Source organism: Klebsiella sp. WP4-W18-ESBL-05, from assembly GCF_014169075.1.
In the GTDB taxonomy this organism is placed as follows: domain Bacteria; phylum Pseudomonadota; class Gammaproteobacteria; order Enterobacterales; family Enterobacteriaceae; genus Kluyvera; species Kluyvera ascorbata_B.
This window is the reverse complement of sequence record NZ_AP022057.1, coordinates 481,517-507,904: the sequence shown is the minus strand read 5'-3', so window position 1 is coordinate 507,904 and position 26,388 is coordinate 481,517. Positions and strand designations below refer to the sequence as shown.

Annotated in this window: 43 protein-coding genes and 1 rRNA gene; 6 read left to right on the top strand and 38 right to left on the bottom strand. The window is 52.1% G+C overall.

The features are described 5' to 3' along the window. Nucleotides 1–1,540 (bottom strand): 16S ribosomal RNA (locus tag H7R58_RS02470). A gap of 469 nt (nt 1,541–2,009) precedes the next feature. Between H7R58_RS02470 and H7R58_RS02465 the strand changes: the two genes are divergently transcribed. Then, on the top strand, nt 2,010–2,564 hold the full coding sequence (locus H7R58_RS02465) for a gamma carbonic anhydrase family protein (protein ID WP_106930870.1): 555 nt from the start codon (nt 2,010–2,012) through the stop codon (nt 2,562–2,564). Here the strand turns inward: H7R58_RS02465 and H7R58_RS02460 are convergent. From H7R58_RS02460 to dprA, 6 genes are read right to left on the bottom strand one after another with little or no spacing between them, the layout of a single operon-like run. After that, complete coding sequence (locus H7R58_RS02460) at nt 2,540–2,797, bottom strand: DUF1488 family protein (protein ID WP_106930868.1); 258 nt, start codon at nt 2,795–2,797, stop codon at nt 2,540–2,542. The genes H7R58_RS02465 and H7R58_RS02460 overlap by 25 nt on opposite strands. Beyond that, nucleotides 2,794–3,612, bottom strand: a complete 819-nt coding sequence (aroE, locus tag H7R58_RS02455; protein WP_106930866.1) for a shikimate dehydrogenase — start codon at nt 3,610–3,612, stop codon at nt 2,794–2,796. Before aroE ends, H7R58_RS02460 begins: the two co-directional genes overlap by 4 nt. A gap of 3 nt (nt 3,613–3,615) precedes the next feature. Next, on the bottom strand, nt 3,616–4,188 hold the full coding sequence (gene tsaC / locus H7R58_RS02450) for an L-threonylcarbamoyladenylate synthase type 1 TsaC (protein WP_106930864.1): 573 nt from the start codon (nt 4,186–4,188) through the stop codon (nt 3,616–3,618). After that, a complete protein-coding gene (locus H7R58_RS02445; protein WP_106930862.1) occupies nt 4,181–4,735 on the bottom strand; it encodes a DNA topoisomerase family protein in 555 nt (184 codons plus the stop codon). Before H7R58_RS02445 ends, tsaC begins: the two co-directional genes overlap by 8 nt. A gap of 26 nt (nt 4,736–4,761) precedes the next feature. Then, nucleotides 4,762–5,235 (bottom strand): DUF494 family protein Smg, encoded by a 474-nt coding sequence (smg, locus tag H7R58_RS02440; protein ID WP_182934583.1) that lies wholly within the window; start codon nt 5,233–5,235, stop codon nt 4,762–4,764. Beyond that, nucleotides 5,207–6,331, bottom strand: coding sequence for a DNA-protecting protein DprA (gene dprA, locus H7R58_RS02435; protein WP_182929921.1), 1,125 nt, complete (start codon nt 6,329–6,331; stop codon nt 5,207–5,209). Before dprA ends, smg begins: the two co-directional genes overlap by 29 nt. A gap of 129 nt (nt 6,332–6,460) precedes the next feature. Between dprA and def the strand changes: the two genes are divergently transcribed. The 5 genes from def to mscL all read left to right on the top strand — a co-directional run bounded on the left by def (nt 6,461) and on the right by mscL (nt 11,232). Continuing rightward, nucleotides 6,461–6,970: a peptide deformylase gene (gene def, locus H7R58_RS02430; protein WP_106930856.1), complete on the top strand. Its 510-nt coding sequence runs from the start codon at nt 6,461–6,463 to the stop codon at nt 6,968–6,970. Between the two features lie 14 nt (nt 6,971–6,984). Beyond that, a complete protein-coding gene (fmt, locus tag H7R58_RS02425; RefSeq protein WP_106930854.1) occupies nt 6,985–7,932 on the top strand; it encodes a methionyl-tRNA formyltransferase in 948 nt (315 codons plus the stop codon). A gap of 54 nt (nt 7,933–7,986) precedes the next feature. Then, nucleotides 7,987–9,276, top strand: a complete 1,290-nt coding sequence (gene rsmB, locus H7R58_RS02420; RefSeq protein WP_182929920.1) for a 16S rRNA (cytosine(967)-C(5))-methyltransferase RsmB — start codon at nt 7,987–7,989, stop codon at nt 9,274–9,276. Between the two features lie 21 nt (nt 9,277–9,297). Next, on the top strand, nt 9,298–10,674 hold the full coding sequence (trkA, locus tag H7R58_RS02415; RefSeq protein WP_106930850.1) for a Trk system potassium transporter TrkA: 1,377 nt from the start codon (nt 9,298–9,300) through the stop codon (nt 10,672–10,674). A gap of 147 nt (nt 10,675–10,821) precedes the next feature. Beyond that, nucleotides 10,822–11,232 carry a large-conductance mechanosensitive channel protein MscL gene (mscL, locus tag H7R58_RS02410; RefSeq protein ID WP_064541658.1) on the top strand — a complete coding sequence of 137 codons (411 nt, stop codon included), beginning with the start codon at nt 10,822–10,824 and terminating at the stop codon, nt 11,230–11,232. On the opposite strand, the gene H7R58_RS02405 is transcribed toward mscL, so the two are convergent. From H7R58_RS02405 to rpsJ, 31 genes are all read right to left on the bottom strand, one after another. After that, nucleotides 11,233–11,448 (bottom strand): alternative ribosome-rescue factor A, encoded by a 216-nt coding sequence (locus H7R58_RS02405; protein ID WP_106930846.1) that lies wholly within the window; start codon nt 11,446–11,448, stop codon nt 11,233–11,235. It abuts the gene before it with no gap. A 72-nt stretch (nt 11,449–11,520) separates the two neighbouring features. Continuing rightward, nucleotides 11,521–11,934 carry a Zn(2+)-responsive transcriptional regulator gene (gene zntR, locus H7R58_RS02400; RefSeq protein ID WP_106930844.1) on the bottom strand — a complete coding sequence of 138 codons (414 nt, stop codon included), beginning with the start codon at nt 11,932–11,934 and terminating at the stop codon, nt 11,521–11,523. A gap of 2 nt (nt 11,935–11,936) precedes the next feature. Continuing rightward, nucleotides 11,937–12,305 (bottom strand): DnaJ family domain-containing protein, encoded by a 369-nt coding sequence (locus tag H7R58_RS02395; RefSeq protein WP_106930842.1) that lies wholly within the window; start codon nt 12,303–12,305, stop codon nt 11,937–11,939. A 110-nt stretch (nt 12,306–12,415) separates the two neighbouring features. Then, nucleotides 12,416–12,802 carry a 50S ribosomal protein L17 gene (gene rplQ / locus H7R58_RS02390; RefSeq protein WP_064541646.1) on the bottom strand — a complete coding sequence of 129 codons (387 nt, stop codon included), beginning with the start codon at nt 12,800–12,802 and terminating at the stop codon, nt 12,416–12,418. Between the two features lie 40 nt (nt 12,803–12,842). Further along, complete coding sequence (locus H7R58_RS02385) at nt 12,843–13,832, bottom strand: DNA-directed RNA polymerase subunit alpha (RefSeq protein ID WP_002919219.1); 990 nt, start codon at nt 13,830–13,832, stop codon at nt 12,843–12,845. 25 nt (nt 13,833–13,857) lie between these two features. Then, nucleotides 13,858–14,478 (bottom strand): 30S ribosomal protein S4, encoded by a 621-nt coding sequence (rpsD, locus tag H7R58_RS02380; protein ID WP_038158499.1) that lies wholly within the window; start codon nt 14,476–14,478, stop codon nt 13,858–13,860. Nucleotides 14,479–14,511: 33 nt separating this feature from the next. Next, nucleotides 14,512–14,901 (bottom strand): 30S ribosomal protein S11, encoded by a 390-nt coding sequence (rpsK, locus tag H7R58_RS02375; protein ID WP_001029684.1) that lies wholly within the window; start codon nt 14,899–14,901, stop codon nt 14,512–14,514. Between the two features lie 16 nt (nt 14,902–14,917). Next, the gene (rpsM, locus tag H7R58_RS02370) at nt 14,918–15,274 is read right to left on the bottom strand and encodes a 30S ribosomal protein S13 (protein ID WP_013364454.1); all 357 of its coding nucleotides are present in this window, start codon (nt 15,272–15,274) and stop codon (nt 14,918–14,920) included. 146 nt (nt 15,275–15,420) lie between these two features. Further along, on the bottom strand, nt 15,421–15,537 hold the full coding sequence (gene rpmJ, locus H7R58_RS02365) for a 50S ribosomal protein L36 (RefSeq protein ID WP_000868187.1): 117 nt from the start codon (nt 15,535–15,537) through the stop codon (nt 15,421–15,423). A 31-nt stretch (nt 15,538–15,568) separates the two neighbouring features. Continuing rightward, nucleotides 15,569–16,900 (bottom strand): preprotein translocase subunit SecY, encoded by a 1,332-nt coding sequence (gene secY / locus H7R58_RS02360; protein WP_015962746.1) that lies wholly within the window; start codon nt 16,898–16,900, stop codon nt 15,569–15,571. Between the two features lie 7 nt (nt 16,901–16,907). Further along, nucleotides 16,908–17,342: a 50S ribosomal protein L15 gene (rplO, locus tag H7R58_RS02355; protein ID WP_106930840.1), complete on the bottom strand. Its 435-nt coding sequence runs from the start codon at nt 17,340–17,342 to the stop codon at nt 16,908–16,910. Nucleotides 17,343–17,345: 3 nt separating this feature from the next. Continuing rightward, a complete protein-coding gene (rpmD, locus tag H7R58_RS02350) occupies nt 17,346–17,525 on the bottom strand; it encodes a 50S ribosomal protein L30 (protein ID WP_003863301.1) in 180 nt (59 codons plus the stop codon). Nucleotides 17,526–17,528: 3 nt separating this feature from the next. Next, entirely contained in the window at nt 17,529–18,032 is a 504-nt protein-coding gene (rpsE, locus tag H7R58_RS02345; protein WP_015962744.1) for a 30S ribosomal protein S5, read from the bottom strand. Between the two features lie 14 nt (nt 18,033–18,046). Then, nucleotides 18,047–18,400, bottom strand: coding sequence for a 50S ribosomal protein L18 (gene rplR / locus H7R58_RS02340; RefSeq protein ID WP_000358960.1), 354 nt, complete (start codon nt 18,398–18,400; stop codon nt 18,047–18,049). Between the two features lie 9 nt (nt 18,401–18,409). Beyond that, nucleotides 18,410–18,943, bottom strand: coding sequence for a 50S ribosomal protein L6 (rplF, locus tag H7R58_RS02335; protein ID WP_106930838.1), 534 nt, complete (start codon nt 18,941–18,943; stop codon nt 18,410–18,412). A gap of 12 nt (nt 18,944–18,955) precedes the next feature. Continuing rightward, nucleotides 18,956–19,348 carry a 30S ribosomal protein S8 gene (rpsH, locus tag H7R58_RS02330; RefSeq protein ID WP_003031127.1) on the bottom strand — a complete coding sequence of 131 codons (393 nt, stop codon included), beginning with the start codon at nt 19,346–19,348 and terminating at the stop codon, nt 18,956–18,958. 30 nt (nt 19,349–19,378) lie between these two features. Beyond that, the gene (gene rpsN, locus H7R58_RS02325) at nt 19,379–19,684 is read right to left on the bottom strand and encodes a 30S ribosomal protein S14 (RefSeq protein ID WP_064541637.1); all 306 of its coding nucleotides are present in this window, start codon (nt 19,682–19,684) and stop codon (nt 19,379–19,381) included. A gap of 14 nt (nt 19,685–19,698) precedes the next feature. Further along, nucleotides 19,699–20,238 (bottom strand): 50S ribosomal protein L5, encoded by a 540-nt coding sequence (gene rplE, locus H7R58_RS02320; protein ID WP_106930836.1) that lies wholly within the window; start codon nt 20,236–20,238, stop codon nt 19,699–19,701. 14 nt (nt 20,239–20,252) lie between these two features. After that, nucleotides 20,253–20,567, bottom strand: a complete 315-nt coding sequence (rplX, locus tag H7R58_RS02315; protein ID WP_003863287.1) for a 50S ribosomal protein L24 — start codon at nt 20,565–20,567, stop codon at nt 20,253–20,255. 10 nt (nt 20,568–20,577) lie between these two features. Further along, nucleotides 20,578–20,949, bottom strand: coding sequence for a 50S ribosomal protein L14 (rplN, locus tag H7R58_RS02310; protein WP_000613954.1), 372 nt, complete (start codon nt 20,947–20,949; stop codon nt 20,578–20,580). A 163-nt stretch (nt 20,950–21,112) separates the two neighbouring features. Beyond that, entirely contained in the window at nt 21,113–21,367 is a 255-nt protein-coding gene (gene rpsQ, locus H7R58_RS02305; RefSeq protein ID WP_035894980.1) for a 30S ribosomal protein S17, read from the bottom strand. Continuing rightward, entirely contained in the window at nt 21,367–21,558 is a 192-nt protein-coding gene (gene rpmC, locus H7R58_RS02300) for a 50S ribosomal protein L29 (RefSeq protein WP_002919754.1), read from the bottom strand. The genes rpsQ and rpmC overlap by 1 nt, the downstream gene beginning before the upstream one ends. Beyond that, nucleotides 21,558–21,968, bottom strand: coding sequence for a 50S ribosomal protein L16 (rplP, locus tag H7R58_RS02295; protein ID WP_035894979.1), 411 nt, complete (start codon nt 21,966–21,968; stop codon nt 21,558–21,560). The genes rpmC and rplP overlap by 1 nt, the downstream gene beginning before the upstream one ends. A 12-nt stretch (nt 21,969–21,980) precedes the next feature. Then, nucleotides 21,981–22,679 (bottom strand): 30S ribosomal protein S3, encoded by a 699-nt coding sequence (rpsC, locus tag H7R58_RS02290; RefSeq protein ID WP_006817277.1) that lies wholly within the window; start codon nt 22,677–22,679, stop codon nt 21,981–21,983. Nucleotides 22,680–22,696: 17 nt separating this feature from the next. Beyond that, complete coding sequence (gene rplV, locus H7R58_RS02285) at nt 22,697–23,029, bottom strand: 50S ribosomal protein L22 (RefSeq protein WP_035894978.1); 333 nt, start codon at nt 23,027–23,029, stop codon at nt 22,697–22,699. 14 nt (nt 23,030–23,043) lie between these two features. Then, complete coding sequence (gene rpsS / locus H7R58_RS02280; protein ID WP_001138117.1) at nt 23,044–23,322, bottom strand: 30S ribosomal protein S19; 279 nt, start codon at nt 23,320–23,322, stop codon at nt 23,044–23,046. Between the two features lie 16 nt (nt 23,323–23,338). After that, entirely contained in the window at nt 23,339–24,160 is an 822-nt protein-coding gene (rplB, locus tag H7R58_RS02275; RefSeq protein ID WP_008457150.1) for a 50S ribosomal protein L2, read from the bottom strand. A 17-nt stretch (nt 24,161–24,177) separates the two neighbouring features. Continuing rightward, complete coding sequence (rplW, locus tag H7R58_RS02270) at nt 24,178–24,480, bottom strand: 50S ribosomal protein L23 (RefSeq protein ID WP_000617546.1); 303 nt, start codon at nt 24,478–24,480, stop codon at nt 24,178–24,180. Beyond that, nucleotides 24,477–25,082, bottom strand: coding sequence for a 50S ribosomal protein L4 (gene rplD / locus H7R58_RS02265; RefSeq protein ID WP_000424395.1), 606 nt, complete (start codon nt 25,080–25,082; stop codon nt 24,477–24,479). The genes rplW and rplD overlap by 4 nt, the downstream gene beginning before the upstream one ends. Nucleotides 25,083–25,092: 10 nt before the next feature. Next, entirely contained in the window at nt 25,093–25,722 is a 630-nt protein-coding gene (gene rplC, locus H7R58_RS02260) for a 50S ribosomal protein L3 (RefSeq protein WP_064541630.1), read from the bottom strand. Nucleotides 25,723–25,754: 32 nt separating this feature from the next. After that, nucleotides 25,755–26,066, bottom strand: a complete 312-nt coding sequence (gene rpsJ / locus H7R58_RS02255) for a 30S ribosomal protein S10 (protein WP_001181005.1) — start codon at nt 26,064–26,066, stop codon at nt 25,755–25,757. Nucleotides 26,067–26,388: the final 322 nt, after the last annotated feature.

Sequence of the window (26,388 nt, the reverse complement as noted above, 5' to 3'; positions counted from 1 at the left end):
TAAGGAGGTGATCCAACCGCAGGTTCCCCTACGGTTACCTTGTTACGACTTCACCCCAGTCATGAATCACAAAGTGGTAAGCGCCCTCCCGAAGGTTAAGCTACCTACTTCTTTTGCAACCCACTCCCATGGTGTGACGGGCGGTGTGTACAAGGCCCGGGAACGTATTCACCGTAGCATTCTGATCTACGATTACTAGCGATTCCGACTTCATGGAGTCGAGTTGCAGACTCCAATCCGGACTACGACATACTTTATGAGGTCCGCTTGCTCTCGCGAGGTCGCTTCTCTTTGTATATGCCATTGTAGCACGTGTGTAGCCCTACTCGTAAGGGCCATGATGACTTGACGTCATCCCCACCTTCCTCCAGTTTATCACTGGCAGTCTCCTTTGAGTTCCCGGCCGAACCGCTGGCAACAAAGGATAAGGGTTGCGCTCGTTGCGGGACTTAACCCAACATTTCACAACACGAGCTGACGACAGCCATGCAGCACCTGTCTCAGAGTTCCCGAAGGCACCAAAGCATCTCTGCTAAGTTCTCTGGATGTCAAGAGTAGGTAAGGTTCTTCGCGTTGCATCGAATTAAACCACATGCTCCACCGCTTGTGCGGGCCCCCGTCAATTCATTTGAGTTTTAACCTTGCGGCCGTACTCCCCAGGCGGTCTATTTAACGCGTTAGCTCCGGAAGCCACTCCTCAAGGGAACAACCTCCAAATAGACATCGTTTACGGCGTGGACTACCAGGGTATCTAATCCTGTTTGCTCCCCACGCTTTCGCACCTGAGCGTCAGTCTTCGTCCAGGGGGCCGCCTTCGCCACCGGTATTCCTCCAGATCTCTACGCATTTCACCGCTACACCTGGAATTCTACCCCCCTCTACGAGACTCAAGCTTGCCAGTTTCAAATGCAGTTCCCAGGTTGAGCCCGGGGATTTCACATCTGACTTAACAAACCGCCTGCGTGCGCTTTACGCCCAGTAATTCCGATTAACGCTTGCACCCTCCGTATTACCGCGGCTGCTGGCACGGAGTTAGCCGGTGCTTCTTCTGCGAGTAACGTCAATCACTAAGGTTATTAACCTTAATGCCTTCCTCCTCGCTGAAAGTACTTTACAACCCGAAGGCCTTCTTCATACACGCGGCATGGCTGCATCAGGCTTGCGCCCATTGTGCAATATTCCCCACTGCTGCCTCCCGTAGGAGTCTGGACCGTGTCTCAGTTCCAGTGTGGCTGGTCATCCTCTCAGACCAGCTAGGGATCGTCGCCTAGGTGAGCCGTTACCCCACCTACTAGCTAATCCCATCTGGGCACATCCGATGGTGTGAGGCCCGAAGGTCCCCCACTTTGGTCTTGCGACGTTATGCGGTATTAGCTACCGTTTCCAGTAGTTATCCCCCTCCATCGGGCAGTTTCCCAGACATTACTCACCCGTCCGCCACTCGTCACCCGAGAGCAAGCTCTCTGTGCTACCGTTCGACTTGCATGTGTTAGGCCTGCCGCCAGCGTTCAATCTGAGCCATGATCAAACTCTTCAATTTAAGTTTGATGCTCGTGAATTAAACTTCGTAATGAATTACGTGTTCACTCAGAGACTTGGTATTCATTTTTCGTCTTGCGACGTTAAGAATCCGTATCTTCGAGTGCCCACACAGATTGTCTGATAAATTGTTAAAGAGCAGTGCAACACGGCTTTCGCTCACTGTTGCGAGGTGGCGTATATTACGCTTTCCTCTTTCAGAGTCAACCCTGATTTTCAGGATTTTTTCTCTTCAACCGAACCGGCTATTTAGTGTGAAGTGATTCACGTTTGCCGTCTCAGTGGGTGCGCATTATAGGGAACTTTGCTTTTTGCACAACCCCTTTTCTCAACTTTTTTTCTAAGTGTCGTTTTTTCACACTTTTCGCGCTGTAAGTGTTCAATTTGCTTAATTTTTGAGATGAGAAACCGACAAATTGAGCTGATAATGAACAGCTATTCCACCATGACACCGTTTTAATGAGGTAAACATGTCAGCCGTTTTACGCCGCTATAAAGATTTATTCCCCGTCATCGGCGATCGCGTGATGATTGATCCTACCTGCGCGATCGTAGGTGACGTCCGCCTGGCCGACGATGTCAGCATCTGGCCACTGGTTGTCGCACGCGGCGACGTTAACTACATCCAGATCGGCGCGCGCAGCAATATTCAGGACGGCAGCGTGCTCCATGTGACGCATAAGTCAGAAAAGAACCCGGTAGGCAATCCGCTGATCGTCGGCGAAGACGTTACCGTCGGTCATAAAGTGATGCTGCACGGCTGCACCATTGGTAATCGGGTATTGGTCGGTATGGGTTCTATTCTACTGGACGGCGTAATCGTTGAAGACGACGTCATGATTGGTGCTGGTAGCCTGGTGCCTCAGCATAAACGTCTGGAAAGCGGTTATCTTTATCTGGGAAGCCCGGTCAAACAGATTCGACCGTTGAAAGAGGCCGAACTGGAAGGATTGCGCTATTCGGCCAATAACTATGTGAAGTGGAAAGACGACTATCTGGATCAGGAAAGCCAGACCCAGCCCTGATCGTCCTCCTGTTGGTCGCGAATAAGATCGCTGGCTTCTTCTTCCAGATCCCAGCGATTCTCGCTAAACAGCGCCAGCCACTGCCGAGGTTCGTCCCCGCCAAAGCGACGAACCATGGTTTCCGCACTTAAAGCACACATTAACTGCATACCATTCACCAGCGCTGGAAAACAAACCGCCTGGAGGTCAGCACGCCACTCTTCGCGGTCAGGAAACTGGATCGCCTGATTCATGCGCCCAGCTCACGTTTGAGAGATGCAATGACCGGTTCAACATCTGGTAAAACGCCATGCCACAGCAGAACCGCATGCGCCGCCTGGCCCACCAGCATCCCTAATCCATCTGCATAACGTTTTGCGCCATGCTGAATGCACCAGGCCAGAAAGGCCGTATTACCCTTTTGATAAAACATGTCGTAACAGCAAACCTGCGGGCCCACCAACGACGCCGGAATTGATGGTATCTCACCTGAAATTCCGCTGGATGTCGCATTAATGATCAGATCAAATGCATGCTCAGCTAGCTCAGACATCGGCTGCGCGCTCACGCTGCCGGTATGACGAAACAGTTCAGCGAGCGTTTGCGCTCTCGCATATGTACGGTTAGTGATGGTGACATGGCAGTCGAGCGAGAGCAGCGGCAACAGCACGCCGCGCGCCGCGCCACCAGCACCAATCAGTAAAACACGACAGCCCGGTTTAATCAGATGAAGCCGTTCCAGATCGCTCAACAGGCCGATGCCGTCGGTGTTATCACCGAGAATACGCCCATCATCGAGACGCTTGAGCGTATTGACTGCGCCTGCCAGAGCGGCGCGCTCAGTCAGCTCGTCGGCACGAGCGAATGCTTCTTCTTTAAAAGGAACCGTAACGTTCGCCCCTTTACCGCCCTGCTGGAAAAAGGCTTCCAGCGTCGGAACAAAACAATCTAACGGCGCCAGCATGCGGCCATACGGGTGCGCAATCTTGAGCTGTTCGGCAAACTGCTGATGAATAAACGGCGATTTGCTGTGTGCAATCGGGTTACCAAAAACGACGTAGCTTTCCATACGTTACCCCTGGCGAAAACGTTCACCCGTCAGGGCATCAAGAATTTCTGACGGATTCATCCGCCCCCCGGTTGGCGCATCAACAACGGGGAAGTCATCGCCAAATTGCGTGAGCACTTCCGCCGTAGTGCGGCACGGAGGCAGACCCGTCAGGTTAGCACTGGTCGACACCAGTGGTTTACCATAGGCCTTGCAGAGCGCAATCACGACAGGGTGATCGGTAACACGCACGGCCAGAGAGTTAAAGCGGCCGGTCAGCCAGGCAGGCGTCGTTGGCTTCGCCGGGAAGACAAACGTCACCGGCCCCGGCCAGCGAGCGAAGACCGTTGCGCGCTGCGCTTCGGTTAGCAGGCTGTCGTCAATATACGGTTGGAGCTGTTCAAAGCTAGCGGCAATGAGGATTAATCCTTTTTCAACCGGGCGCTGCTTCAGCGCCAGCAGACGCATAACCGCTTCTTCACTATCAGGATCGCAGCCGACGCCGAACACGGCTTCGGTCGGATAAGCGATGACTTCTTTATTATTCAGAGCAACAACCGCACGCTGTACGGCCTCTGAGGGCAGGTTTTTATTCACTGATTTGTTTCGCCGGAACCGGCTTTCCACATTGTTTACTGGCACAAAAACGTTTTACGCCCTGCGCCGTTTTCTTTTCGATAAGCAGCGGGTAGTGGCACTCAGGGCACTCTCCCGCAACCGGAGTGAAGTTAATGACGAACTGACATTCCGGATAGCGATCGCAAGAATGAAAGGTTTTGCCATAGCGGGAACGACGCTGCACCAGCTTGCCTTGCTGACAGGCCGGACAGGAAATTGCCGTTTCATCTGGCTTATCAATAACTTCAGTATGCTCACATTCCGGATACTGGCTACATCCGATGAACATACCAAAACGCCCTTGACGCAGCACCAGCACGGCACCACACGCGGGACACAGCTGCCCCTCCAGAATCTTCACGATATGTCCGTCCGCCTGGCTTTTCAGGGGACGGACATAATCGCATTCCGGATAATGAGAGCAGCCCAGGAACGGCCCATGCTTGCCGGACCGTATGACCAGTTCGGCCCCGCACTGTGGGCAGGGCTCGTGTTTAGGCACCGAAAACAGTGCTGATTTGACCATAACAACTCTTGATGCCGCATAATGAATTAATGCAGCATACCTTCATTCGTCTCGAAGAGTAATTCTTCCATTTGTTGATACGCGTTTTCACAGCCTGGAAGATTGAATAGCACCATTAAAATGACCCATTTCAGCTCTTCCAGCTCAAACTCTGCGGTATCCAGAGCCATCACGCGCTCAATAACCATTTCCCGCGTTTCGAGGTTTAGCACCTGAATCTGCTCGAGAAATAACAGGAACCCGTGACAGCTGGCATCCAGACGTTGACTCTCTTCCTGAGTAAAAATACGCACGGAGAGAGGATCGGACGCAAGTTGCATCGGTTCAGCGAGGCCTTCCTGATAGTCGGCGAGCTTTTCCAGCCATATCAGCGCGTTGAAGATATCTTCACGTTCGAACCCTGCATCGGTGAGATCCCGAGTCAGTTTGTCCTGATCTACGCGCATGTCTGTTTCGTTATGGATGTAGGTCTCAAACAAATACATTAGTACGTCGAACATGGCCTGCCCTCCTTAATCGGACATAGCCGCCGGGTACAGCTGCGATCCATCCTGCTAACTCCAGTTCAAGTAGCTGGGCCACGGTCACTGGCACAGGTTGGCCGGCACGTTCAGCGACGACGTCAACAGGTGTTACCTCATCTCCTACGTTAGCCAGGAGCTCAGGAAATGGCAATGCTACGGATTCCTTATCTGCACAATAATTTGTCATTTCGGCACAATCAGGCAACTGTTTGTTTAGGCCCTGAAAAAATGCCAGAACATCTTCAGGCTCCGTCACCATCACGGCGCCCTGTTTAATCAGCCAATGTGGCCCTTCCATTCCCGGGTGGCCGATCGGGCCTGGAATGGCGAAAACCTCTCTGCCTTGCTCAAGCGCACAGCGTGCAGTCACTAACGAACCACTGCGCAGCGCCGCCTCCACAACCAGCACGCCACGGCTTAGCCCGCTGATGATGCGATTTCGTCGTGGGAAATGGTACGGCGCAGGCGTAGCCGCCAGAGGGAATTCAGACACCAGCGCGCCGCCGCACGCAACAATATCGTCAGCCAGAGCACGATGCCGACGAGGATAAATATGGTTCAGCCCGCTGCCAAGGACGGCGATCGTACCGCCTCCCGCCCGCAGCGCACCACGATGAGCCACGCCGTCAATACCCAGAGCCAGCCCGCTGGTAATCGTCATGCCGCGTTTTACCAACGCTTCACAAAGATAGCGCCCCCAACGTTCACCATAGAGTGAATGCTGCCGGCTGCCGACAACGGCAAGCTGCGGCGACGACAGCAGCGGCAAATTGCCGCGCACGCACAACACCGCCGGATAATCAGCAATCGATCGCAGCGCCTCTGGATAGCGTGGCGAATCCGCATAGAGAAGATGGTTGCCTGGTTCTGCGAGCCAGCGGTTGGCCTCAACCATCTCAGTTGAGGAAAAAGCGAAAAAGCGCTCAGCCTGTTTCACGGTAAAGCCCAGCGAACAAAGCGTCTGGCGGGTAATAGCGGCCTGCTGGCGCAGCGCGCACAGCACATGCAGCATACCGTCGCCGTATAAATCATTTACCTTCAACAAACGAAAGGCCAATTCCTCGGGTGACATCCTTTCCCCCTTGCCACATGCGGCATGAGCAATCTTTGCGATTGGTCAGTGACTCTGTCAATTAGAGGGGGTTTTGTCTAGAATAGAGGTAATAATGTTTCCTACTCCTGAACAGAACTCTGGATATTTATGGCAGTTTTGCAAGTATTACATATCCCGGACGAGCGTCTTCGCAAAGTCGCCGCCCCGGTAAAAGAAGTAAATGACGAAATTCAGCGTATTGTCGACGATATGTTCGAAACCATGTACGCCGAAGAAGGTATTGGCCTGGCCGCGACCCAGGTCGATATTCATCAGCGTATTATCGTTATCGATGTTTCTGAGAATCGTGACGAGCAGCTGGTGCTGATCAACCCGGAGCTGCTGGAAAAAGACGGCGATACAGGTATTGAAGAAGGCTGTCTGTCTATTCCCGAGCAGCGTGCACTCGTACCGCGCGCCGAGCGTGTTAAAATTCGCGCTATCGGCCGTGACGGTAAGCCGTTTGAACTGGAAGCCGATGGCCTGCTGGCTATCTGTATTCAGCACGAGATGGACCACCTGGTCGGTAAGCTGTTTATCGATTATCTGTCGCCGTTAAAACAGCAGCGTATTCGTCAGAAAGTTGAAAAACTGGATCGCCTGAACGCGCGTGCCTAAGGATAAGGATTAACGTGTCAGACTCCCTACGTATTATTTTCGCGGGTACGCCCGATTTTGCAGCGCGTCATCTTGACGCGCTGCTGTCGTCTGAGCATCAGGTCGTTGGCGTGTTTACCCAGCCCGATCGCCCTGCCGGTCGCGGCAAGAAGCTGATGCCGAGCCCGGTCAAAGTCCTGGCAGAAGAGAAAGGGATCCCCGTCTTCCAGCCGGTTTCCCTGCGCCCAGAAGAAAACCAGAAGCTGGTTGCTGACCTGCAGGCCGACGTCATGGTCGTGGTCGCCTACGGGCTCATCCTGCCGAAAGCCGTGCTGGCGATGCCACGCCTCGGCTGCATCAACGTTCACGGTTCCCTGCTGCCGCGCTGGCGCGGCGCGGCGCCGATTCAGCGCTCGCTATGGGCCGGTGACAGCGAAACAGGCGTCACCATCATGCAGATGGACGTAGGTCTGGACACTGGCGACATGCTGCACAAGCTTTCCTGCCCGATTACCGCTGACGATACTAGTGCCAGTCTGTATGACAAGCTGGCTGAACTCGGCCCACAGGGTCTGCTGCATACGTTGCATCTGCTGGCCACCGGTACGGCGAAGCCTGAAGTTCAGGATGAAGCGCTGGTGAGCTATGCCGAAAAGCTCAGCAAAGAAGAAGCCCGGGTAGACTGGACGCTGGGCGCTGCTCAGCTAGAACGCTGCATCCGCGCCTTTAACCCATGGCCGATGAGCTATATCGTCATTGACGAACAGCCGGTCAAAATCTGGCAAGCAACGGTAATTGATAAGCCTGCAAACGCCGAGCCAGGGACCATTCTTGAAGCCAGCCGCCAGGGGATACAGGTCGCCACAGGTGACGGCATCCTGAATCTTCTCTCGCTGCAGCCAGCAGGTAAGAAAGCCATGAGCGCCCAGGATCTGCTGAATTCACGCCGGGAGTGGTTCGAGCCCGGAAACCGTCTGCTCTGACGGTTCGTACCTTTTTAAAGCCCGGAGTCTCCGGGCATTTTTATTTTTACGGTTATGAAAAAATATCTTAATTTACGCAGTATGGCGGCCCAGGCCGTTGAACAGGTTGTCGAAAAAGGGCAGTCTCTAAGCAACGTGCTACCGGCATTACAGCAAAAAGTGGCCGATAAAGATAAAGCGCTGCTGCAGGAACTGTGCTTCGGCGTGCTGCGCACGCTTTCGCAGCTTGAGTGGATGATCCAACAGCTGATGGAACGCCCGATGACGGGCAAACAGCGCACGGTTCACTACCTGATCATGGTTGGTTTTTACCAGCTGCTGCATACCCGTATTCCCCCACACGCCGCGCTGGCCGAAACCGTTGAGGGTGCGGTCGTCATTAAGCGTCCTCAGTTGAAAGGGCTAATCAACGGCGTGCTGCGTCAGTTCCAGCGCCGCCAGGAAGAGCTACTGGCCGAATTCGCGCAAAGCGATTTGCGTTTCCTTCATCCTTCCTGGCTGGTGAAGCGTATTAAGTCTGCCTATCCCCAGCAGTGGGAAGCCATTCTCGAGGCCAATAATCAGCGCCCGCCAATGTGGTTGCGCGTCAACCGCAACCATCATACGCGTGACGCCTGGCTTGGCCTGCTCGCGGAAGCCGGCATGACGGGTTACCCCCATCCAGAGTATCCGGATGCCGTGCGTCTGGAAACGCCAGCACCCGTGCACGCCTTGCCGGGGTTTGACGAAGGCTGGGTGACCGTACAGGATGCGTCCGCTCAAGGGTGTATAAACTATCTGCTGCCGGAAAACGGCGAACAGATCCTCGATCTGTGCTGTGCGCCAGGCGGTAAAACAACTCATATTCTGGAAGTCGCACCACAGGCCGATGTTATGGCGGTGGACGTCGATGAAAAGCGGCTTTCACGCGTTTATGACAACCTGAAGCGCCTGGGAATGAAAGCGACGGTAAAACAAGGCGATGGTCGTTATCCTGAGCAATGGTGCGGCGAGCAGCAGTTCGATCGTATTCTGCTGGATGCGCCGTGTTCTGCGACCGGCGTCATTCGCCGCCACCCTGATATTAAATGGCTGCGCCGGGATCGAGACATCGCCGAGCTGGCCCAGCTACAGGCCGAAATACTCAATGCCACCTGGGCGCATCTGAAACCAGGCGGTACGCTGGTGTACGCCACCTGCTCCATTCTGCCGGAAGAAAACCAACAGCAAATTGCCGCATTCCTGGCCCGTACGCCGGATGCCGTACTCTGCGAGACCGGCACGCCCGAGCAGCCAGGCCGCCAGAATTTACCCGGTGCCGAAGAAGGTGATGGCTTCTTCTACGCTAAGCTAATCAAAAAGTAATGAGATAACGGGTCGCAACTGATGAAAATTATCATTCTGGGCGCCGGACAAGTCGGCGGCACGCTGGCGGAAAACCTGGTCGGGGAAAACAACGACATCACCATCGTTGACACCAACGGCGAGCGCCTGCGCAGCCTGCAGGACAAATTCGACCTCCGCGTTGTGCAAGGCCATGCCTCACATCCTCGCGTGCTGCGCGAGGCGGGTGCTGACGATGCCGATATGCTGGTTGCTGTGACCAGTTCGGATGAAACGAATATGGTCGCCTGCCAGGTCGCCTACTCATTATTCAATACGCCTAACCGTATCGCACGAATCCGCTCACCGGACTATGTGCGCGACGCCGATAAGCTATTCCAGAGCGACGCCGTACCGATCGACCATCTCATCGCGCCTGAGCAGCTGGTCATTGACAACATCTACCGCCTGATCGAATACCCGGGTGCGCTGCAGGTCGTCAATTTCGCCGAAGGCAAGGTCAGCCTGGCAGTAGTGAAGGCGTACTATGGTGGCCCGCTGGTGGGTAATGCCCTGTCGACCATGCGCGAGCATATGCCTCACATTGATACCCGCGTGGCGGCCATCTTCCGTCATGATCGCCCTATTCGTCCGCAAGGTTCCACTATTGTGGAAGCCGGGGATGAAGTGTTCTTTATTGCCGCATCACAGCATATTCGCGCGGTCATGAGCGAGCTTCAGCGGCTGGAAAAACCGTATAAGCGCATCATGCTGGTTGGCGGCGGCAATATCGGCGCCGGCCTGGCACGCCGTCTGGAAAAAGATTACAGCGTGAAGCTGATTGAACGTAATCAGCAGCGCGCGGCCGAACTGGCAGAGAAGCTGCAAAATACCATCGTCTTCTTTGGTGATGCATCGGATCAAGAGCTGCTGGCGGAAGAGCATATCGATCAAGTTGATCTGTTCATCGCCGTCACCAACGACGATGAAGCGAATATCATGTCCGCAATGCTGGCCAAGCGGATGGGCGCCAAAAAAGTGATGGTGTTGATCCAACGCCGCGCCTATGTCGATCTGGTTCAGGGCAGCGTTATCGATATTGCGATCTCGCCACAGCAGGCCACGATCTCTGCGCTGCTGAGCCACGTGCGCAAAGCGGATATTGTTGGCGTCTCGTCACTGCGTCGTGGCGTTGCCGAGGCAATTGAAGCCGTTGCTCACGGTGATGAAAGCACATCGCGGGTGGTTGGGCGCGTGATTGACGAAATCAAACTGCCGCCGGGTACGATTATCGGCGCAGTGGTCCGCGGGAATGACGTTATGATTGCCAATGATAATTTGCGCATTGAACAAGGCGATCACGTCATTATGTTCCTGACCGACAAAAAATATATTTCCGACGTAGAGCGATTGTTCCAGCCCAGCCCCTTCTTCCTTTAATTTTCCAAAGGCGCTCAAAAGGGCGCCTTTTTATTAACCCTCTCATATTTCAGGGTTAATTAATGCCGTCATATTTATTATCACCAATGGAAATTAGATAAACATTTGTTAAACTTATAAACGTCAGCTAGCACAAGGGAGAATAAAATGAGCATTATTAAAGAGTTTCGCGAATTCGCGATGCGGGGAAATGTTGTTGATTTGGCAGTGGGTGTCATTATTGGTGCGGCGTTTGGCAAGATTGTGTCATCTCTCGTTGCAGACATCATCATGCCGCCGCTGGGTCTTTTAATCGGTGGGATTGATTTCAAACAGTTTGCAGTGACGCTGCGTGACGCACAGGGTGATATTCCTGCCGTGGTCATGCATTACGGCGTATTCATCCAGAACGTATTTGATTTTATTATTGTCGCTTTCGCTATCTTTATGGCCATTAAGCTGATGAACAAGCTTAACCGTAAGAAAGAAGAACCGGCTGCCGCTCCGGCGCCAACAAAAGAAGAAGTGCTGCTGTCCGAAATTCGCGATCTGCTGAAAGAACAGAATAACCGTTCTTAATCAGGCCGCAGAAAGCAGAAAGCCAGTGGTAAAAAAGCACATTGCTTGTTTGCCACTGGCCTCCCGACCATATTGTTTACCGTGTTTTTCCTTACGTAAGTAGCTCCCTTTCCCTTTTTTGTTTTTCTCAACGCGCTGACGAAACAGCGGGTCATGCAACAGCGCTTCAAGCGCATTATCTTTAATCTGCCCCTTCGTATGCTGATAGCGGCTCATAAAATATCTCCAGTTGGGGTTATTGATACGCGGCGAGTGTAGATCTCATGGTTCAAAAATTCAACAATGATTTCACGACGCCCCAGCGCCCTGTTCAAGAATACTGAGAATGGAGCAAAATTCACTGCTGTGCGCGCTTCCACAGCAGGCATCATTCAGCTGTTTGAGCGCGTGCTGCATCGACTGCAGCTCTTCAATACGCAACTCCACTTCGCTGAGTCTGGCCTGGACAATGCTCTTAGATTCCTGGCAGGTATGGTGTTCCGGATCCACACGGATCGACAACAATTCGCGGATCGATTCGAGTGTAAAACCAAGCTGCCGCGCATAACGAATGAACTTCAGACGTTGAAGATCGTCGGCAGTATAGAGCCTGAACCCGCCTTCGGTGCGTACATCATGGCTCATCATCTGCTGCTTTTCATAATAACGGACGGTGTCAGGCGTGACACCTGCCTGTTTTGCCAGCTCGCCAATTCGGTACATTGCTACTCCTCGTTAATTTTTTGCATGAGTTTATCGGCATAATCACCGCGCAAAAACTCGGTGCTCAGTCCCGCCTGCTGGAGCTTTAGCTCCATCAGCGCCAGCCTACGGCTCAGCTCATGGTAACGCCCGTCCTCCCGACGAATGCCTTTCAGCAGGTCGGCCAGCGCCATCGCCTCTTTACGTTGTTCAAGCTCAGGAGGTAAACAGCCTGCATTCTTCAACAGCCGGTAGCCGGAACGCAGTTCTGCCGGTACGGCGGAATCATCATCTAGGCTCAGCGGTTCACCCTGACCAGGAAGGTTATCAAATTCGCCTTTACGCTGGGCATCGCTGATATGACGTTCAGCCCATTGGTCCAGTAGCCACATCATTCGACTCCGTTGAATTGAACAAAAACAATACGGCTATTGTAGATAGGATGGGGGAAGAGGGGATATAAAAAAACCCGCCGAGGCGGGTTTTTTTACTTTACTGCAAATTACTCTGCAGCTGCTTCTGCTTTCGGCTCAGCACGATCAACCAGCTCGATGTATGCCATCGGCGCGTTGTCGCCTGCACGGAAGCCACACTTCAGAATGCGAGTGTAACCACCGGTACGGCTCGCGAAACGCGGGCCCAGCTCGTTAAACAGTTTTGCCACGATCTCGTTATCACGAGTACGGGCGAATGCCAGACGACGATTAGCAACGCTATCAGTCTTGGCAAGAGTAATCAGCGGCTCAACTACGCGACGCAGTTCTTTCGCTTTAGGCAGGGTCGTCTTGATGATTTCATGACGAACCAGAGAACCTGCCATGTTGCGGAACATAGCCTGGCGATGGCTGCTGTTGCGGTTCAGTTGACGACCACTCTTACGATGGCGCATGACCTTATCCTTCTCAGTAAAACCTTAACCTGTGATCCGGTTACTCGTCAGCAATGCTTGCCGGCGGCCAGTTTTCCAGGCGCATGCCCAGAGACAGACCACGTGAAGCCAGCACGTCTTTAATCTCGGTAAGAGATTTTTTACCCAGGTTCGGCGTTTTCAGCAACTCAACCTCGGTACGCTGTACCAGATCACCGATATAGTGGATAGCTTCTGCCTTGAGGCAGTTAGCAGAGCGGACAGTCAATTCCAGATCGTCAACAGGGCGCAGCAGGATCGGATCGAATTCTGGTTTCTCTTCTTTCACTTCCGGCTGACGTACATCACGTAAATCAACGAAAGCTTCCAGTTGTTCTGCCAGGATGGTTGCCGCACGACGAATCGCCTCTTCAGGATCGATTGTGCCGTTGGTTTCCATTTCGATGACCAGCTTGTCCAGGTCGGTACGCTGTTCTACACGCGCTGCTTCAACATTGTAGGCAATACGCTCTACAGGGCTGTAGCAGGCGTCGACCAACAGACGGCCGATCGGGCGCTCATCTTCTTCCGAATGAATTCGGGCAGAAGCCGGCACATAACCGCGACCGCGCTGAACTTTGATACGCATGCTAATAGCGGCGTTCTCATCGGTCAGGTGGCAGATCACGTGCTGCGGCTTGACGATTTCGACATCCCCATCATGGGTGATATCGGCTGCGGTCACAGGGCCAATGCCAGATTTATTCAAGGTAAGAATAACTTCATCTTTACCCTGAACTCTCACCGCCAGCCCTTTCAGGTTGAGCAGGATTTCAAGGATATCTTCCTGAACGCCTTCTTTGGTGCTGTACTCATGAAGTACACCATCAATCTCAACCTCGGTCACCGCGCAACCCGGCATCGATGAGAGCAGAATACGGCGCAGTGCGTTACCCAGAGTATGGCCAAAGCCACGCTCTAAAGGCTCAAGGGTCACCTTGGCGTGCGTCGAACTCACTTGCTCGATATCTACCAGGCGCGGTTTTAGAAACTCTGTCACAGAACCCTGCATTGTGTCCTCTCTTTGGTACTAAGCTTTACTTGGAGTAAAGCTCGACGATCAGGTGTTCGTTAATGTCCGCAGACAGATCAGAACGCTCAGGCTGACGCTTGAACGTGCCTTCCATCTTGCCAGCATCAACTTCCAGCCAGGTTGGCTTTTCACGCTGTTCAGCCAGCTCCAGAGCGGCTTTAACGCGAGATTGCTTTTTCGCTTTCTCACGGATGCTAACAACGTCATTCGCTTTAACCTGATAAGAAGCGATGTTAACAACACGACCGTTTACCATGATTGCTTTATGGCTAACCAGCTGACGTGCTTCTGCACGAGTGGCGCCGAAGCCCATACGGTATACTACGTTGTCCAGACGACCTTCCAGCAGAGCCAACAGGTTTTCACCGGTGTTGCCTTTCAGACGTGCTGCTTCTTTGTAATAGTTACGGAACTGACGCTCCAGCACGCCGTAGATACGACGAACTTTCTGCTTTTCACGCAACTGCACACCATAGTCAGACAGACGCGGTTTACGCGCACCGTGCTGGCCAGGAGCTTGTTCAATTTTACACTTGGTATCGATCGCGCGAACGCCAGACTTAAGGAATAAGTCGGTGCCCTCACGACGGCTCAGCTTGAGCTTAGGACCCAAATATCTTGCCATTTTCTTTCTCCAACAAACCTGGAAAACGAAGCGTTATACGCGACGTTTCTTCGGCGGACGACAACCGTTATGAGGGATCGGAGTCACATCAGTAATATTAGTGATGCGGAAACCAGCGGCGTTCAGAGCACGAATAGTAGATTCGCGGCCTGGACCCGGACCTTTAACCATAACTTCCAGATTCTTGATGCCGTATTCTTTAACGGCGTCAGCGCAACGCTCTGCTGCAACCTGAGCTGCAAACGGAGTGGATTTACGCGAACCACGGAAACCGGAACCACCGGCTGTTGCCCAACCCAGCGCGTTACCCTGACGATCAGTAATGGTAACGATGGTGTTGTTGAAAGAAGCATGGATATGAGCCACGCCGTCAGAGACTTGCTTTCTTACACGTTTACGTGCACGAATTGGTGCCTTTGCCATTATTCAATCACCCCGATTATTTCTTGATCGGTTTGCGCGGACCCTTACGGGTACGTGCGTTGGTCTTGGTACGCTGACCGCGAACCGGGAGACCACGACGATGACGCAAACCGCGATAGCAACCAAGATCCATCAGGCGCTTGATGCTCATGCTAATTTCACGGCGCAGATCACCTTCAACGACAAATTTGGCAACTTCGTCACGCAGCGTGTCGATTTGTCCTTCAGACAGCTCACTGATCTTAACATTTTCAGCGATACCCGCTGCAGCCAGAATGGCTTTAGAACGGGTCTTACCGACGCCGTAGATCGAGGTTAACGCGATCACAGCATGTTTCTGATCAGGAATGTTAATGCCTGCTATACGGGCCACTATGCACTCCTACTATTTAATATGTACGCACCATGCTGAAAAGCCCGTTTTCAGGATACTCAAATGGAAACGTACAGACATACAAAAGATTGGCTGGCTAATCTAGCCAGCTCAACCCAACTTTGCAAGAAAAATATGCGAAAAAATCAGCCTTGGCGCTGTTTATGCTTCGGCTCGGCACTGCAAATCACACGGATGACACCATCACGCTTAACGATTTTGCAGTTACGGCATAATTTCTTGACGGAAGCACGAACTTTCATTTTTACTCTCCGTAACTTCTCGGGCGACCAATTAACGGCCGTAGCCTTTCAGGTTCGCCTTCTTCAATGCAGACTCGTACTGACTTGACATCATCAGAGTTTGCACTTGAGCCATAAAGTCCATAATCACGACAACAACGATCAGTAGCGATGTCCCACCGAAGTAGAACGGCACTTTCATTGCATCACGCATGAACTCCGGGATCAGGCAGATAAAAGTAATATACAATGCACCAACGAGTGTCAGGCGAGTCATTACTTTATCGATATACTTCGCCGTTTGCTCTCCCGGACGAATTCCTGGTACAAATGCACCGGACTTCTTCAGGTTATCTGCTGTTTCACGCGGGTTGAAGACCAACGCCGTGTAGAAGAAACAGAAGAAGATGATTGCAGACGCATAGAGTAACACATAAAGCGGTTGCCCAGGCTGCAAATACAGCGAAATTGTTGTCAGCCAGTTCCAACCGGTACCGCCCCCGAACCATGACGCGATGGTCGCAGGGAACAGAATAATACTGGAAGCGAAGATTGCCGGGATTACCCCTGCCATATTCACTTTCAGCGGTAAATGTGTGCTCTGTGCAGCATAGACACGACGACCCTGCTGACGTTTCGCGTAGTTTACCACAATGCGGCGTTGACCACGTTCAACAAATACAACAAAGAACGTCACTGCAAACACTAATACTGCAACCAACAGCAACAGGAGGAAGTGCAGGTCGCCTTGACGCGCTTGCTCGATAGTATGGGCAATGGCTGGCGGGAGTCCCGCAACGATACCAGCGAAGATAATGATCGAGATACCGTTACCGATACCGCGTTCAGTGATCTGTTCGCCGAGCCACATCAGGAACATGGTCCCTGTAACCAGACTTACAACAGCGGTGAAATAGAATGCAAAGCCTGGATTGATTACCAGGCCCTGCATACCAGGCATATTCGGCAGACCGGTAGCAATACCGATCGACTGGAATATCGCCAGCACCAGAGTACCGTAGCGGGTGTACTGGCTGATCTTACGACGACCAGACTCCCCTTCTTTCTTGATTTCAGCCAGCGTTGGATGAACCACCGTCAGCAGCTGGATAATGATCGACGCCGAAATATACGGCATGATCCCCAGAGCAAAAATAGAAGCACGGCTGAGAGCACCACCAGAGAACATGTTGAACATTTCAATGATGGTGCCTCGCTGTTGCTCAAGCAGTTTGGCAAGTACAGCGGCATCAATACCAGGGATCGGAATAAAAGAGCCAATACGGAACACAATAAGCGCACCGATTACAAACAACAGTCTGCGTTTCAGCTCGCCTAAGCCACCTTTGGCACTTTGAAAATCTAATCCCGGTTGTTTAGCCATCTGCTACTTATTCCTCGATTTTACCGCCAGCAGCTTCGATAGCAGCACGAGCGCCTTTAGTAACACGCAGGCCACGAACAGTTACCGGAGTAGAAACTTCACCAGCCAGGATCACTTTCGCGAACTCGATCTGGACACCGATAATGTTAGCTGCTTTCAGCGTGTTCAGGTCAACAATACCGCCTTCCACTTTCGCCAGGTCAGACAGACGGATTTCCGCTGTGATCGCTGCTTTGCGAGAAGTGAAGCCGAATTTCGGCAGACGACGGTACAGAGGCATCTGACCACCCTCGAAACCACGACGTACGCCACCGCCAGAACGAGACTTCTGACCTTTGTGACCACGACCGCCGGTTTTACCGAGGCCAGAACCGATACCACGACCCAGACGGCGACCCGCCTTTTTAGAGCCTTCGGCCGGAGACAGAGTATTTAAACGCATCTCTTACTCCTCAACTTTAACCATGAAGTAAACCGCGTTGACCATACCGCGAACAGCAGGAGTATCCTCGCGCTCTACGGTGTGACCAATACGACGCAGACCCAGGCCAAGCAGCGTTGCCTTGTGTTTCGGCAGACGACCGATTGCACTGCGGGTTTGAGTAATTTTAATAGTCTTTGCCATGGTTTATTTCCCCAGAATTTCTTCAACGGATTTACCACGCTTGGCAGCGACCATTTCCGGAGATTTCATATTTTCCAGACCGTCGATAGTTGCACGAACCACGTTAATCGGGTTAGTGGAACCATACGCTTTAGCCAGAACGTTACGAACTCCAGCGACTTCCAGAACGGCGCGCATTGCACCACCGGCGATGATACCGGTACCTTCGGAAGCCGGCTGCATGAATACACGAGAACCCGTGTGAGTACCCTTAACCGGGTGCTGCAGGGTGCCAGTATTCAGCGCGACGTTAATCATATTGCGACGGGCTTTTTCCATCGCTTTCTGGATCGCTGCTGGAACTTCACGCGCTTTACCGTAACCAAAACCAACGCGACCGTTACCATCGCCTACTACAGTCAGAGCTGTGAAGGAGAAAATACGACCACCTTTAACGGTTTTAGATACGCGGTTTACCGCGATCAGCTTTTCCTGCAGTTCGCCAGCTTGTTTTTCGATGTGAGCCATCTTACACCTCTACCTTAGAACTGAAGGCCAGCTTCACGGGCAGCATCTGCCAGTGCCTGGACACGACCATGATATTGGAACCCGGAACGGTCAAAGGACACATCTTTGATGCCTTTTTCCAGAGCGCGTTCGGCGACAGCTTTACCCACAGCTGCAGCAGCGTCTTTGTTACCGGTGTACTTCAGTTGTTCAGCGATAGCTTTTTCTACAGTAGAAGCAGCTACCAGAACTTCGGAACCGTTCGGTGCAATTACCTGTGCGTAAATATGACGCGGGGTACGATGTACCACCAGGCGAGTTGCGCCCAGCTCCTGGAGCTTGCGGCGTGCGCGGGTCGCACGACGGATACGAGCAGATTTCTTATCCATAGTGTTACCTTACTTCTTCTTAGCCTCTTTGGTACGCACGACTTCGTCGGCGTAACGAACACCCTTGCCTTTGTAAGGCTCAGGACGACGGTAGGCGCGCAGATCCGCTGCAACCTGACCGATCACCTGCTTATCAGCGCCTTTCAGCACGATTTCAGTTTGAGTCGGACATTCAGCAGTAATACCTGCCGGCAGCTGATGTTCAACCGGGTGAGAGAAACCTAAAGACAGGTTTACTACGTTCCCTTTGACCGCTGCACGATAACCTACACCAACCAGCTGCAGCTTCTTAGTGAAGCCTTCGGTAACACCGATAACCATTGAGTTCAGCAGGGCACGCGCGGTACCAGCCTGAGCCCAACCGTCTACGTAACCATCACGCGGACCGAAGGTCAGAGCATTATCTGCATGTTTAACTTCAACAGCATCGTTGAGAGTACGAGTCAGCTCGCCGTTTTTACCTTTGATCGTAATAACCTGACCGTTGATTTTTACATCAACGCCGGCAGGAACAACGACCGGTGCTTTAGCAACACGAGACATTTTTTCCTCCGATTAGGCTACGTAGCAGATAATTTCGCCACCAAGACCAGCCTGGCGCGCTGCACGATCAGTCATAACACCTTTAGAGGTAGAAACAACTGCGATACCCATGCCTGCCATAACTTTCGGCAGCTCGTCTTTACGCTTATAAATGCGCAGACCTGGGCGACTGACACGCTGAATGCTTTCTACAACAGCTTTACCCTGGAAATACTTAAGAGTCAGTTCCAGTTCCGGCTTGGTGTCGCCTTCAACTTTAAAATCTTCAATAAAACCTTCTTCCTTCAGCACGTTGGCAATTGCCACTTTCAGCTTGGAGGAAGGCATGGTGACCGCAGCTTTATTCGCGGCCTGACCGTTACGGATACGGGTCAGCATATCCGCGATCGGATCTTGCATGCTCATCTGTCTTTACTCCCGTGATTCAATTGGTAATTACCAGCTAGCCTTTTTCAAGCCCGGTACTTCACCGCGCATAGCGGCTTCACGAAGCTTAATACGGCTCAACCCGAACTTGCCCACATAGCCATGCGGACGACCTGTTTGACGGCAGCGTTTACGCTGACGAGACGGGCTGGAATCACGCGGCAGAGACTGCAGCTTGAGAACTGCGTTCCAACGATCTTCGTCGGTCGCGTTCACATCAGAGATAATAGCTTTCAGTTCAGCGCGTTTTGCGAAGTACTTATCAGCTAAAGCTACGCGCTTTACTTCGCGTGCTTTCATTGATTGCTTAGCCATTCAGTAACCCTACCTTACTTGCGGAACGGGAAGTCAAAGGCAGCCAGCAGAGCACGGCCTTCTTCGTCAGATTTCGCAGTAGTGGTAATGGTAATATCCAAACCACGCACGCGGTCGACTTTATCGTAGTCGATTTCTGGGAAGATGATCTGCTCACGGACACCCATGCTGTAGTTACCACGACCGTCGAAAGACTTAGAGGACAAGCCACGGAAGTCACGGATACGCGGTACAGCAATAGTGATCAGGCGCTCAAAGAACTCCCACATGCGTTCGCCACGCAGAGTTACTTTACAGCCGATCGGATAGCCCTGACGGATTTTGAAGCCTGCAACTGATTTGCGTGCTTTGGTGATCAGCGGTTTTTGACCGGAGATTGCTGTCAGATCAGCTGCTGCGTTATCCAGCAGTTTCTTGTCAGCGATCGCTTCACCAACACCCATGTTCAGGGTGATCTTCTCGACCCGAGGGACTTGCATGACAGAATTGTAGTTAAACTCAGACATGAGTTTAGCGACTACTTCGTCTTTGTAGTAATCATGCAGTTTCGCCATCGTACTACTCCAAATTACTTGATAGTTTCGCTGTTAGACTTGAAGAAACGGACTTTTTTGCCGTCTTCGAATCTAAAGCCTACACGGTCAGCCTTGCCGGTAGCCGCATTGAAGATTGCAACGTTGGAAACCTGAATAGCGGCTTCTTTTTCAACGATGCCACCCGGTTGGTTCAGGGCCGGAACCGGCTTCTGATGTTTCTTAACCAGGTTGATACCTTCAACGACAAGTTTGCCGGAAGACAGAACATTTTTTACTTTACCGCGCTTACCTTTATCTTTACCGGTTAACACGATAACTTCGTCATCACGACGGATTTTAGCTGCCATGATTCGCTCCTTAGAGTACTTCTGGTGCCAGAGAGATAATTTTCATGAACTTCTCGTTACGAAGTTCACGAGTTACCGGCCCAAAAATACGCGTACCGATAGGCTGCTCGCTGTTATTGTTTAAAATAACGCATGCATTACCATCGAAGCGAATGACAGAACCGTCCGGGCGACGAACACCCTTCTTGGTGCGCACCACTACCGCCTTCAGCACATCACCTTTTTTGACCTTACCACGCGGAATTGCTTCTTTGATGGTGATCTTGATGATGTCGCCTACGCCTGCGTAGCGACGGTGCGAGCCACCCAGAACCTTGATACACATTACGCGACGTGCACCGGAGTTGTCGGCGACGTTCAGCATAGTCTGTTCTTGGATCATTTTAGTGCTCCGCTAATGTCAACTACTACTGAGACCCGAATTCAGGTCGTTAAAAAGCCCCATATCGAGGGCGCGGCATTATAACACCGCTTCAACGATAAGGGTAGAAAAAATAAACGGCTCATCGCTGAGCCGTTTATTCGTATCGAGAACGAGTACTGTATTACAGAACCGCTTTCTCTACAACGCGAACCAGCGTCCAGGATTTAGTCTTGGACAGCGGACGGCATTCGCGGATTTCAACCACGTCGCCCATGCCGCATTCGTTGTTCTCGTCATGTACGTGCAGTTTGGTCGTACGTTTGATGAATTTGCCGTATACCGGGTGTTTCACCATACGTTCGATAGCAACAACAATGGATTTCTCCATTTTTGCGCTAACTACGCGACCTTGCAGAGTACGGATTTTATCGGTCATTACGCACCCGCCTTCTGAGTCAGTAAAGTCTTAACGCGTGCAACATCACGACGAACCTGCTTCAGCAGGTGAGTCTGTTGCAGCTGGCCACTTGCAGCCTGCATGCGCAGGTTGAACTGCTCACGCAGCAGGTTCAGCAGCTCAGCGTTCAGCTCTTCAACGCTTTTTTCACGCAGCTCTTTTGCTTTCATTACATCACCGTCTTAGTTACAAAGGTGGTTTTGATCGGCAGTTTCGCTGCAGCGAGGCCGAATGCTTCACGGGCCAGCTCTTCCGGAACACCGTCCATTTCATACAGGACTTTGCCCGGTTGGATCAAGGCAACCCAATACTCCACGTTACCTTTACCTTTACCCATACGCACTGCCAGCGGTTTTTCGGTGATCGGTTTGTCCGGGAATACACGGATCCAGATCTTACCTTGACGCTTAACTGCACGGGTCATTGCACGACGTGCTGCTTCGATCTGACGGGCAGTCAGACGACCACGGCCAACAGCTTTCAGGCCGAAGCTGCCGAAGCTAACATCCGTACCCTGCGCCAGACCGCGGTTACGGCCTTTGTGCACTTTACGGAATTTTGTACGCTTTGGTTGTAACATCAGCGACGCTCCTTATTTACGGCCTTTACGCTGCTGCTTTTTAGGTTGAGCAGCCGGTTCCGGTTGTTCAACAGCAGCCATACCACCCAGGATCTCACCTTTGAAGATCCATACCTTAACGCCGATTACACCATAAGTGGTGTGCGCTTCAGAGGTGTTGTAGTCGATGTCAGCACGCAGAGTGTGCAGCGGTACGCGACCTTCGCGGTACCATTCGGTACGTGCGATTTCCGCGCCGCCCAGACGGCCGCTAACTTCAACTTTGATACCTTTAGCGCCCAGACGCATTGCGTTCTGTACAGCACGCTTCATAGCACGACGGAACATAACGCGACGTTCCAGCTGAGAAGTGATGCTGTCAGCAACCAGTTTTGCGTCCAGTTCAGGCTTACGCACTTCGGCGATATTGATCTGGGCAGGAACGCCAGCAATATCAGCTACGACTTTGCGCAGTTTTTCTACGTCTTCACCTTTCTTACCGATCACGATACCCGGGCGAGCAGTGTGAATGGTCACACGGATGCTCTTAGCCGGACGTTCGATAACGATACGAGATACGGACGCCTTCGCCAGTTCCTTAGTCAGGTACTGACGTACTTTAAAGTCGCTGTCCAGGTTGTCAGCGAATTCTTTGGTGTTCGCAAACCAGGTTGAGTTCCATGGTTTTACAATACCCAGGCGAATACCATTAGGATGTACTTTCTGACCCATTGCTAGTCTCCAGAGTCTCAGCGATCGGACACAACCACAGTGATGTGGCTGGTGCGCTTCAGGATGCGATCTGCACGACCTTTCGCACGCGGCATAATGCGCTTCATGCTCGGGCCTTCGTCTACGAAAATTTTCGTAACTTTCAGATCGTCAATGTCAGCGCCATCGTTGTGTTCAGCGTTAGCAATGGCAGATTCCAGAACTTTCTTGACCAGTACAGCCGCTTTCTTATTGGTGTAGGTCAGAATTTCCAGTGCCTGCGACACTTTCTTACCGCGAATCAGGTCAGCAACAAGGCGAACCTTCTGAGCAGAAGAACGAGCATGGCGATGTTGAGCTAAAGTTTCCATCTCTTCCTCCTACCTTATTTCTTCTTCGCTTTTTTATCAGCAGCGTGGCCGCGATAAGTACGAGTCGGTGCGAATTCACCCAGTTTGTGACCAACCATTTCGTCGGTAACAAAGACTGGAACGTGCTGACGACCATTATGGACAGCGATGGTCAAACCGATCATGTTAGGAAAGATCGTTGAACGACGGGACCAAGTGCGCAGGGGCTTCTTGTCTCCGCTTTCCACCGCTTTCTCTACCTTCTTCAGCAAGTGCAGGTCAATAAAAGGACCTTTCTTGAGAGAACGTGGCATGGCTTATCCTCTAAAATTATTTGCTACGGCGACGTACGATGAATTTATCAGTACGCTTGTTGCTGCGGGTCTTTTTACCTTTGGTCTGAACGCCCCACGGGGATACCGGGTGCTTACCAAAGTTACGACCTTCACCACCACCATGTGGGTGATCGACTGGGTTCATCGCGGTACCGCGAACGGTCGGACGAACACCACGCCAGCGTGCAGCACCGGCTTTACCCAGAACGCGCAGCATATGCTCAGCATTGCCAACTTCGCCCAGAGTTGCACGGCAGTCTGCTTCGACTTTACGCATTTCACCAGAACGCAGACGCAGGGTGACATAAGCACCATCACGAGCAACGATCTGAACGTAAGTACCAGCGGAACGTGCCAGCTGACCGCCTTTACCTGGTTTCATTTCTACGTTATGAACGGTAGAACCAACCGGGATATTGCGCATCGGCAGGGTGTTACCTGCTTTGATTGCAGCATCAACGCCAGACTGAATCTGGTCGCCAGCTTTCAGGCCTTTCGGGGCCAGGATGTAACGGCGCTCGCCGTCTTTGTACAGAACCAGCGCGATGTTCGCGGAGCGGTTCGGATCGTACTCAAGACGTTCAACAACTGCCGGGATACCATCTTTGTTGCGTTTGAAGTCAACAATACGGTAAGCCTGCTTGTGACCACCACCAATGTGACGAGTGGTGATACGGCCATTGTTGTTACGACCACCGGATTTGCTGTTTTTTTCCAGCAGCGGAGCAAAAGGTTTGCCCTTGTGCAGCTCAGGGTTAACCACTTTAACAACGTGGCGACGACCCGGAGATGTCGGTTTACATTTAACAACTGCCATTGTATTACTCCTCCGACTTACTCAGCGCCGCCAACGAAGTCCAGATTCTGGCCTTCCTTCAGGGTGACGTAAGCTTTTTTCCAGTCGCTACGACGACCGATACGCTGTCCGTGACGTTTAACTTTCCCTTTAACAACCAGGGTGTTAACGACTTCGACTTCGACTTCAAACAGTTTCTGCACAGCAGCTTTGATTTCTGCTTTGGTCGCGTCTTTAGCAACTTTGAGAACGATGGTGTTAGTTTTTTCCATCGCAGTAGACGCTTTTTCAGAAACGTGCGGTGCGCGCAGCACCTTCAGCAGACGTTCTTCACGAATCATGCCAGCATCTCCTCAACTTGCTTAACAGCATCAGCAGTCATTACGACTTTGTCGAAGGCGATCAGGCTAACCGGGTCGATACCAGTTGCATCGCGTACGTCAACCTTGTGCAGGTTGCGCGCAGCCAGGAACAGGTTTTCGTCCAGCTCACCGGTGATGATCAGCACATCTTCCAGAGCCATGTCTTTCAGTTTCTGTGCCAGCAGCTTAGTTTTAGGCGCTTCAACAGAGAACTTCTCGACAACGATCAGACGATCCTGACGTACCAGTTCGGACAGGATGCTTTTCAGCGCGCCGCGGTACATCTTTTTGTTAACTTTTTGACTGTGGTCCTGCGGACGAGCAGCGAAGGTCACGCCACCAGAACGCCAGATCGGGCTCTTGATAGAACCTGAACGCGCACGGCCGGTACCTTTCTGGCGCCATGGTTTTTTACCAGAACCAGTTACTTCAGCACGAGTCTTCTGAGCACGAGTACCCTGACGAGCACCAGCTGCATAAGCAACAACAACCTGGTGAACCAGCGCTTCGTTGAAATCACGACCGAAGGTAGTTTCGGAAACAGTCAGCGCGCTCTGCGCGTCTTTCAATACTAATTCCATTGCTATCCCCTTACGCCTTCACAGCTGGTTTAACGATCAGGTCGCAACCGGTCGCACCCGGAACACCACCTTTAACCAGCAGCAGGTTGCGCTCAGCGTCAACACGTACTACGTCCAGGCTCTGAACAGTGACGCGTTCGTTGCCCAGCTGACCTGCCATTTTCTTGCCTTTGAACACTTTGCCCGGAGTCTGGTTCTGACCGATAGAACCCGGAACGCGGTGGGACAAGGAGTTACCGTGAGTAGCGTCCTGGGTACGGAAGTTCCAGCGCTTAACGGTACCAGCGAAACCTTTACCTTTAGAGGTACCGGTTACGTCAACTTTTTTAACGTCAGCAAACAGTTCTACGCTGATGCTCTGACCTACGGTGTATTCTTCACCATCAGCCAGACGGAATTCCCACAGGCCGCGACCGGCTTCTACGCCAGCTTTAGCGAAGTGGCCAGCTTCCGGCTTAGTTACACGGTTAGCTTTTTTAGCACCAGTGGTAACCTGAACAGCGCGATAGCCATCGTTAGCCAGATCTTTGATCTGAGTAACGCGGTTTGCTTCAACTTCGATAACGGTTACTGGGATAGATACGCCATCTTCAGTGAAGATGCGGGTCATACCCACTTTTTTACCGACTAAACCAATCATTGTATCAACCTCTCAATCGCTCGATGACCTGATTAACCCAGGCTGATCTGCACGTCTACACCGGCAGCCAGGTCCAGACGCATCAGAGCATCAACGGTTTTTTCAGTTGGCTCAACGATGTCAACCAGACGCTTGTGAGTACGAATCTCGTACTGATCACGCGCGTCTTTGTTAACGTGCGGAGAGATCAGAACGGTGAAACGCTCTTTGCGGGTCGGCAGCGGGATCGGACCACGGACTTGCGCACCAGTGCGCTTAGCAGTCTCGACGATTTCCGCGGTTGATTGATCGATCAGACGATGATCAAACGCTTTCAGGCGGATACGGATTCTTTGGTTCTGCATGAGACCAGAGCTCCAATTATTTTATAGACGAAATAGTTACTCCTCAAACCCATTACGATTGATGGGAGAGTGTAACCGTTCTTACAGAGTTCCCCAATTGGGATCATTGTCTGGTATCGCTTTCGCAGTACCTGGTTCAGATTGAACCGCCTGTCAATATTAGACAAGCCCGCGCATTATACACAAATGCCCATGCGAAGCAAGTCGTGTTTATTAAATAGTCACCTTATTCTGCGGAAAGAGGCGCAAAGCAGCCTGCAAAACGGCAAGCCGCGCAATTTTTCTGGATAACGCCTCGCACAGCGTGATGTTGCCGTTTGCC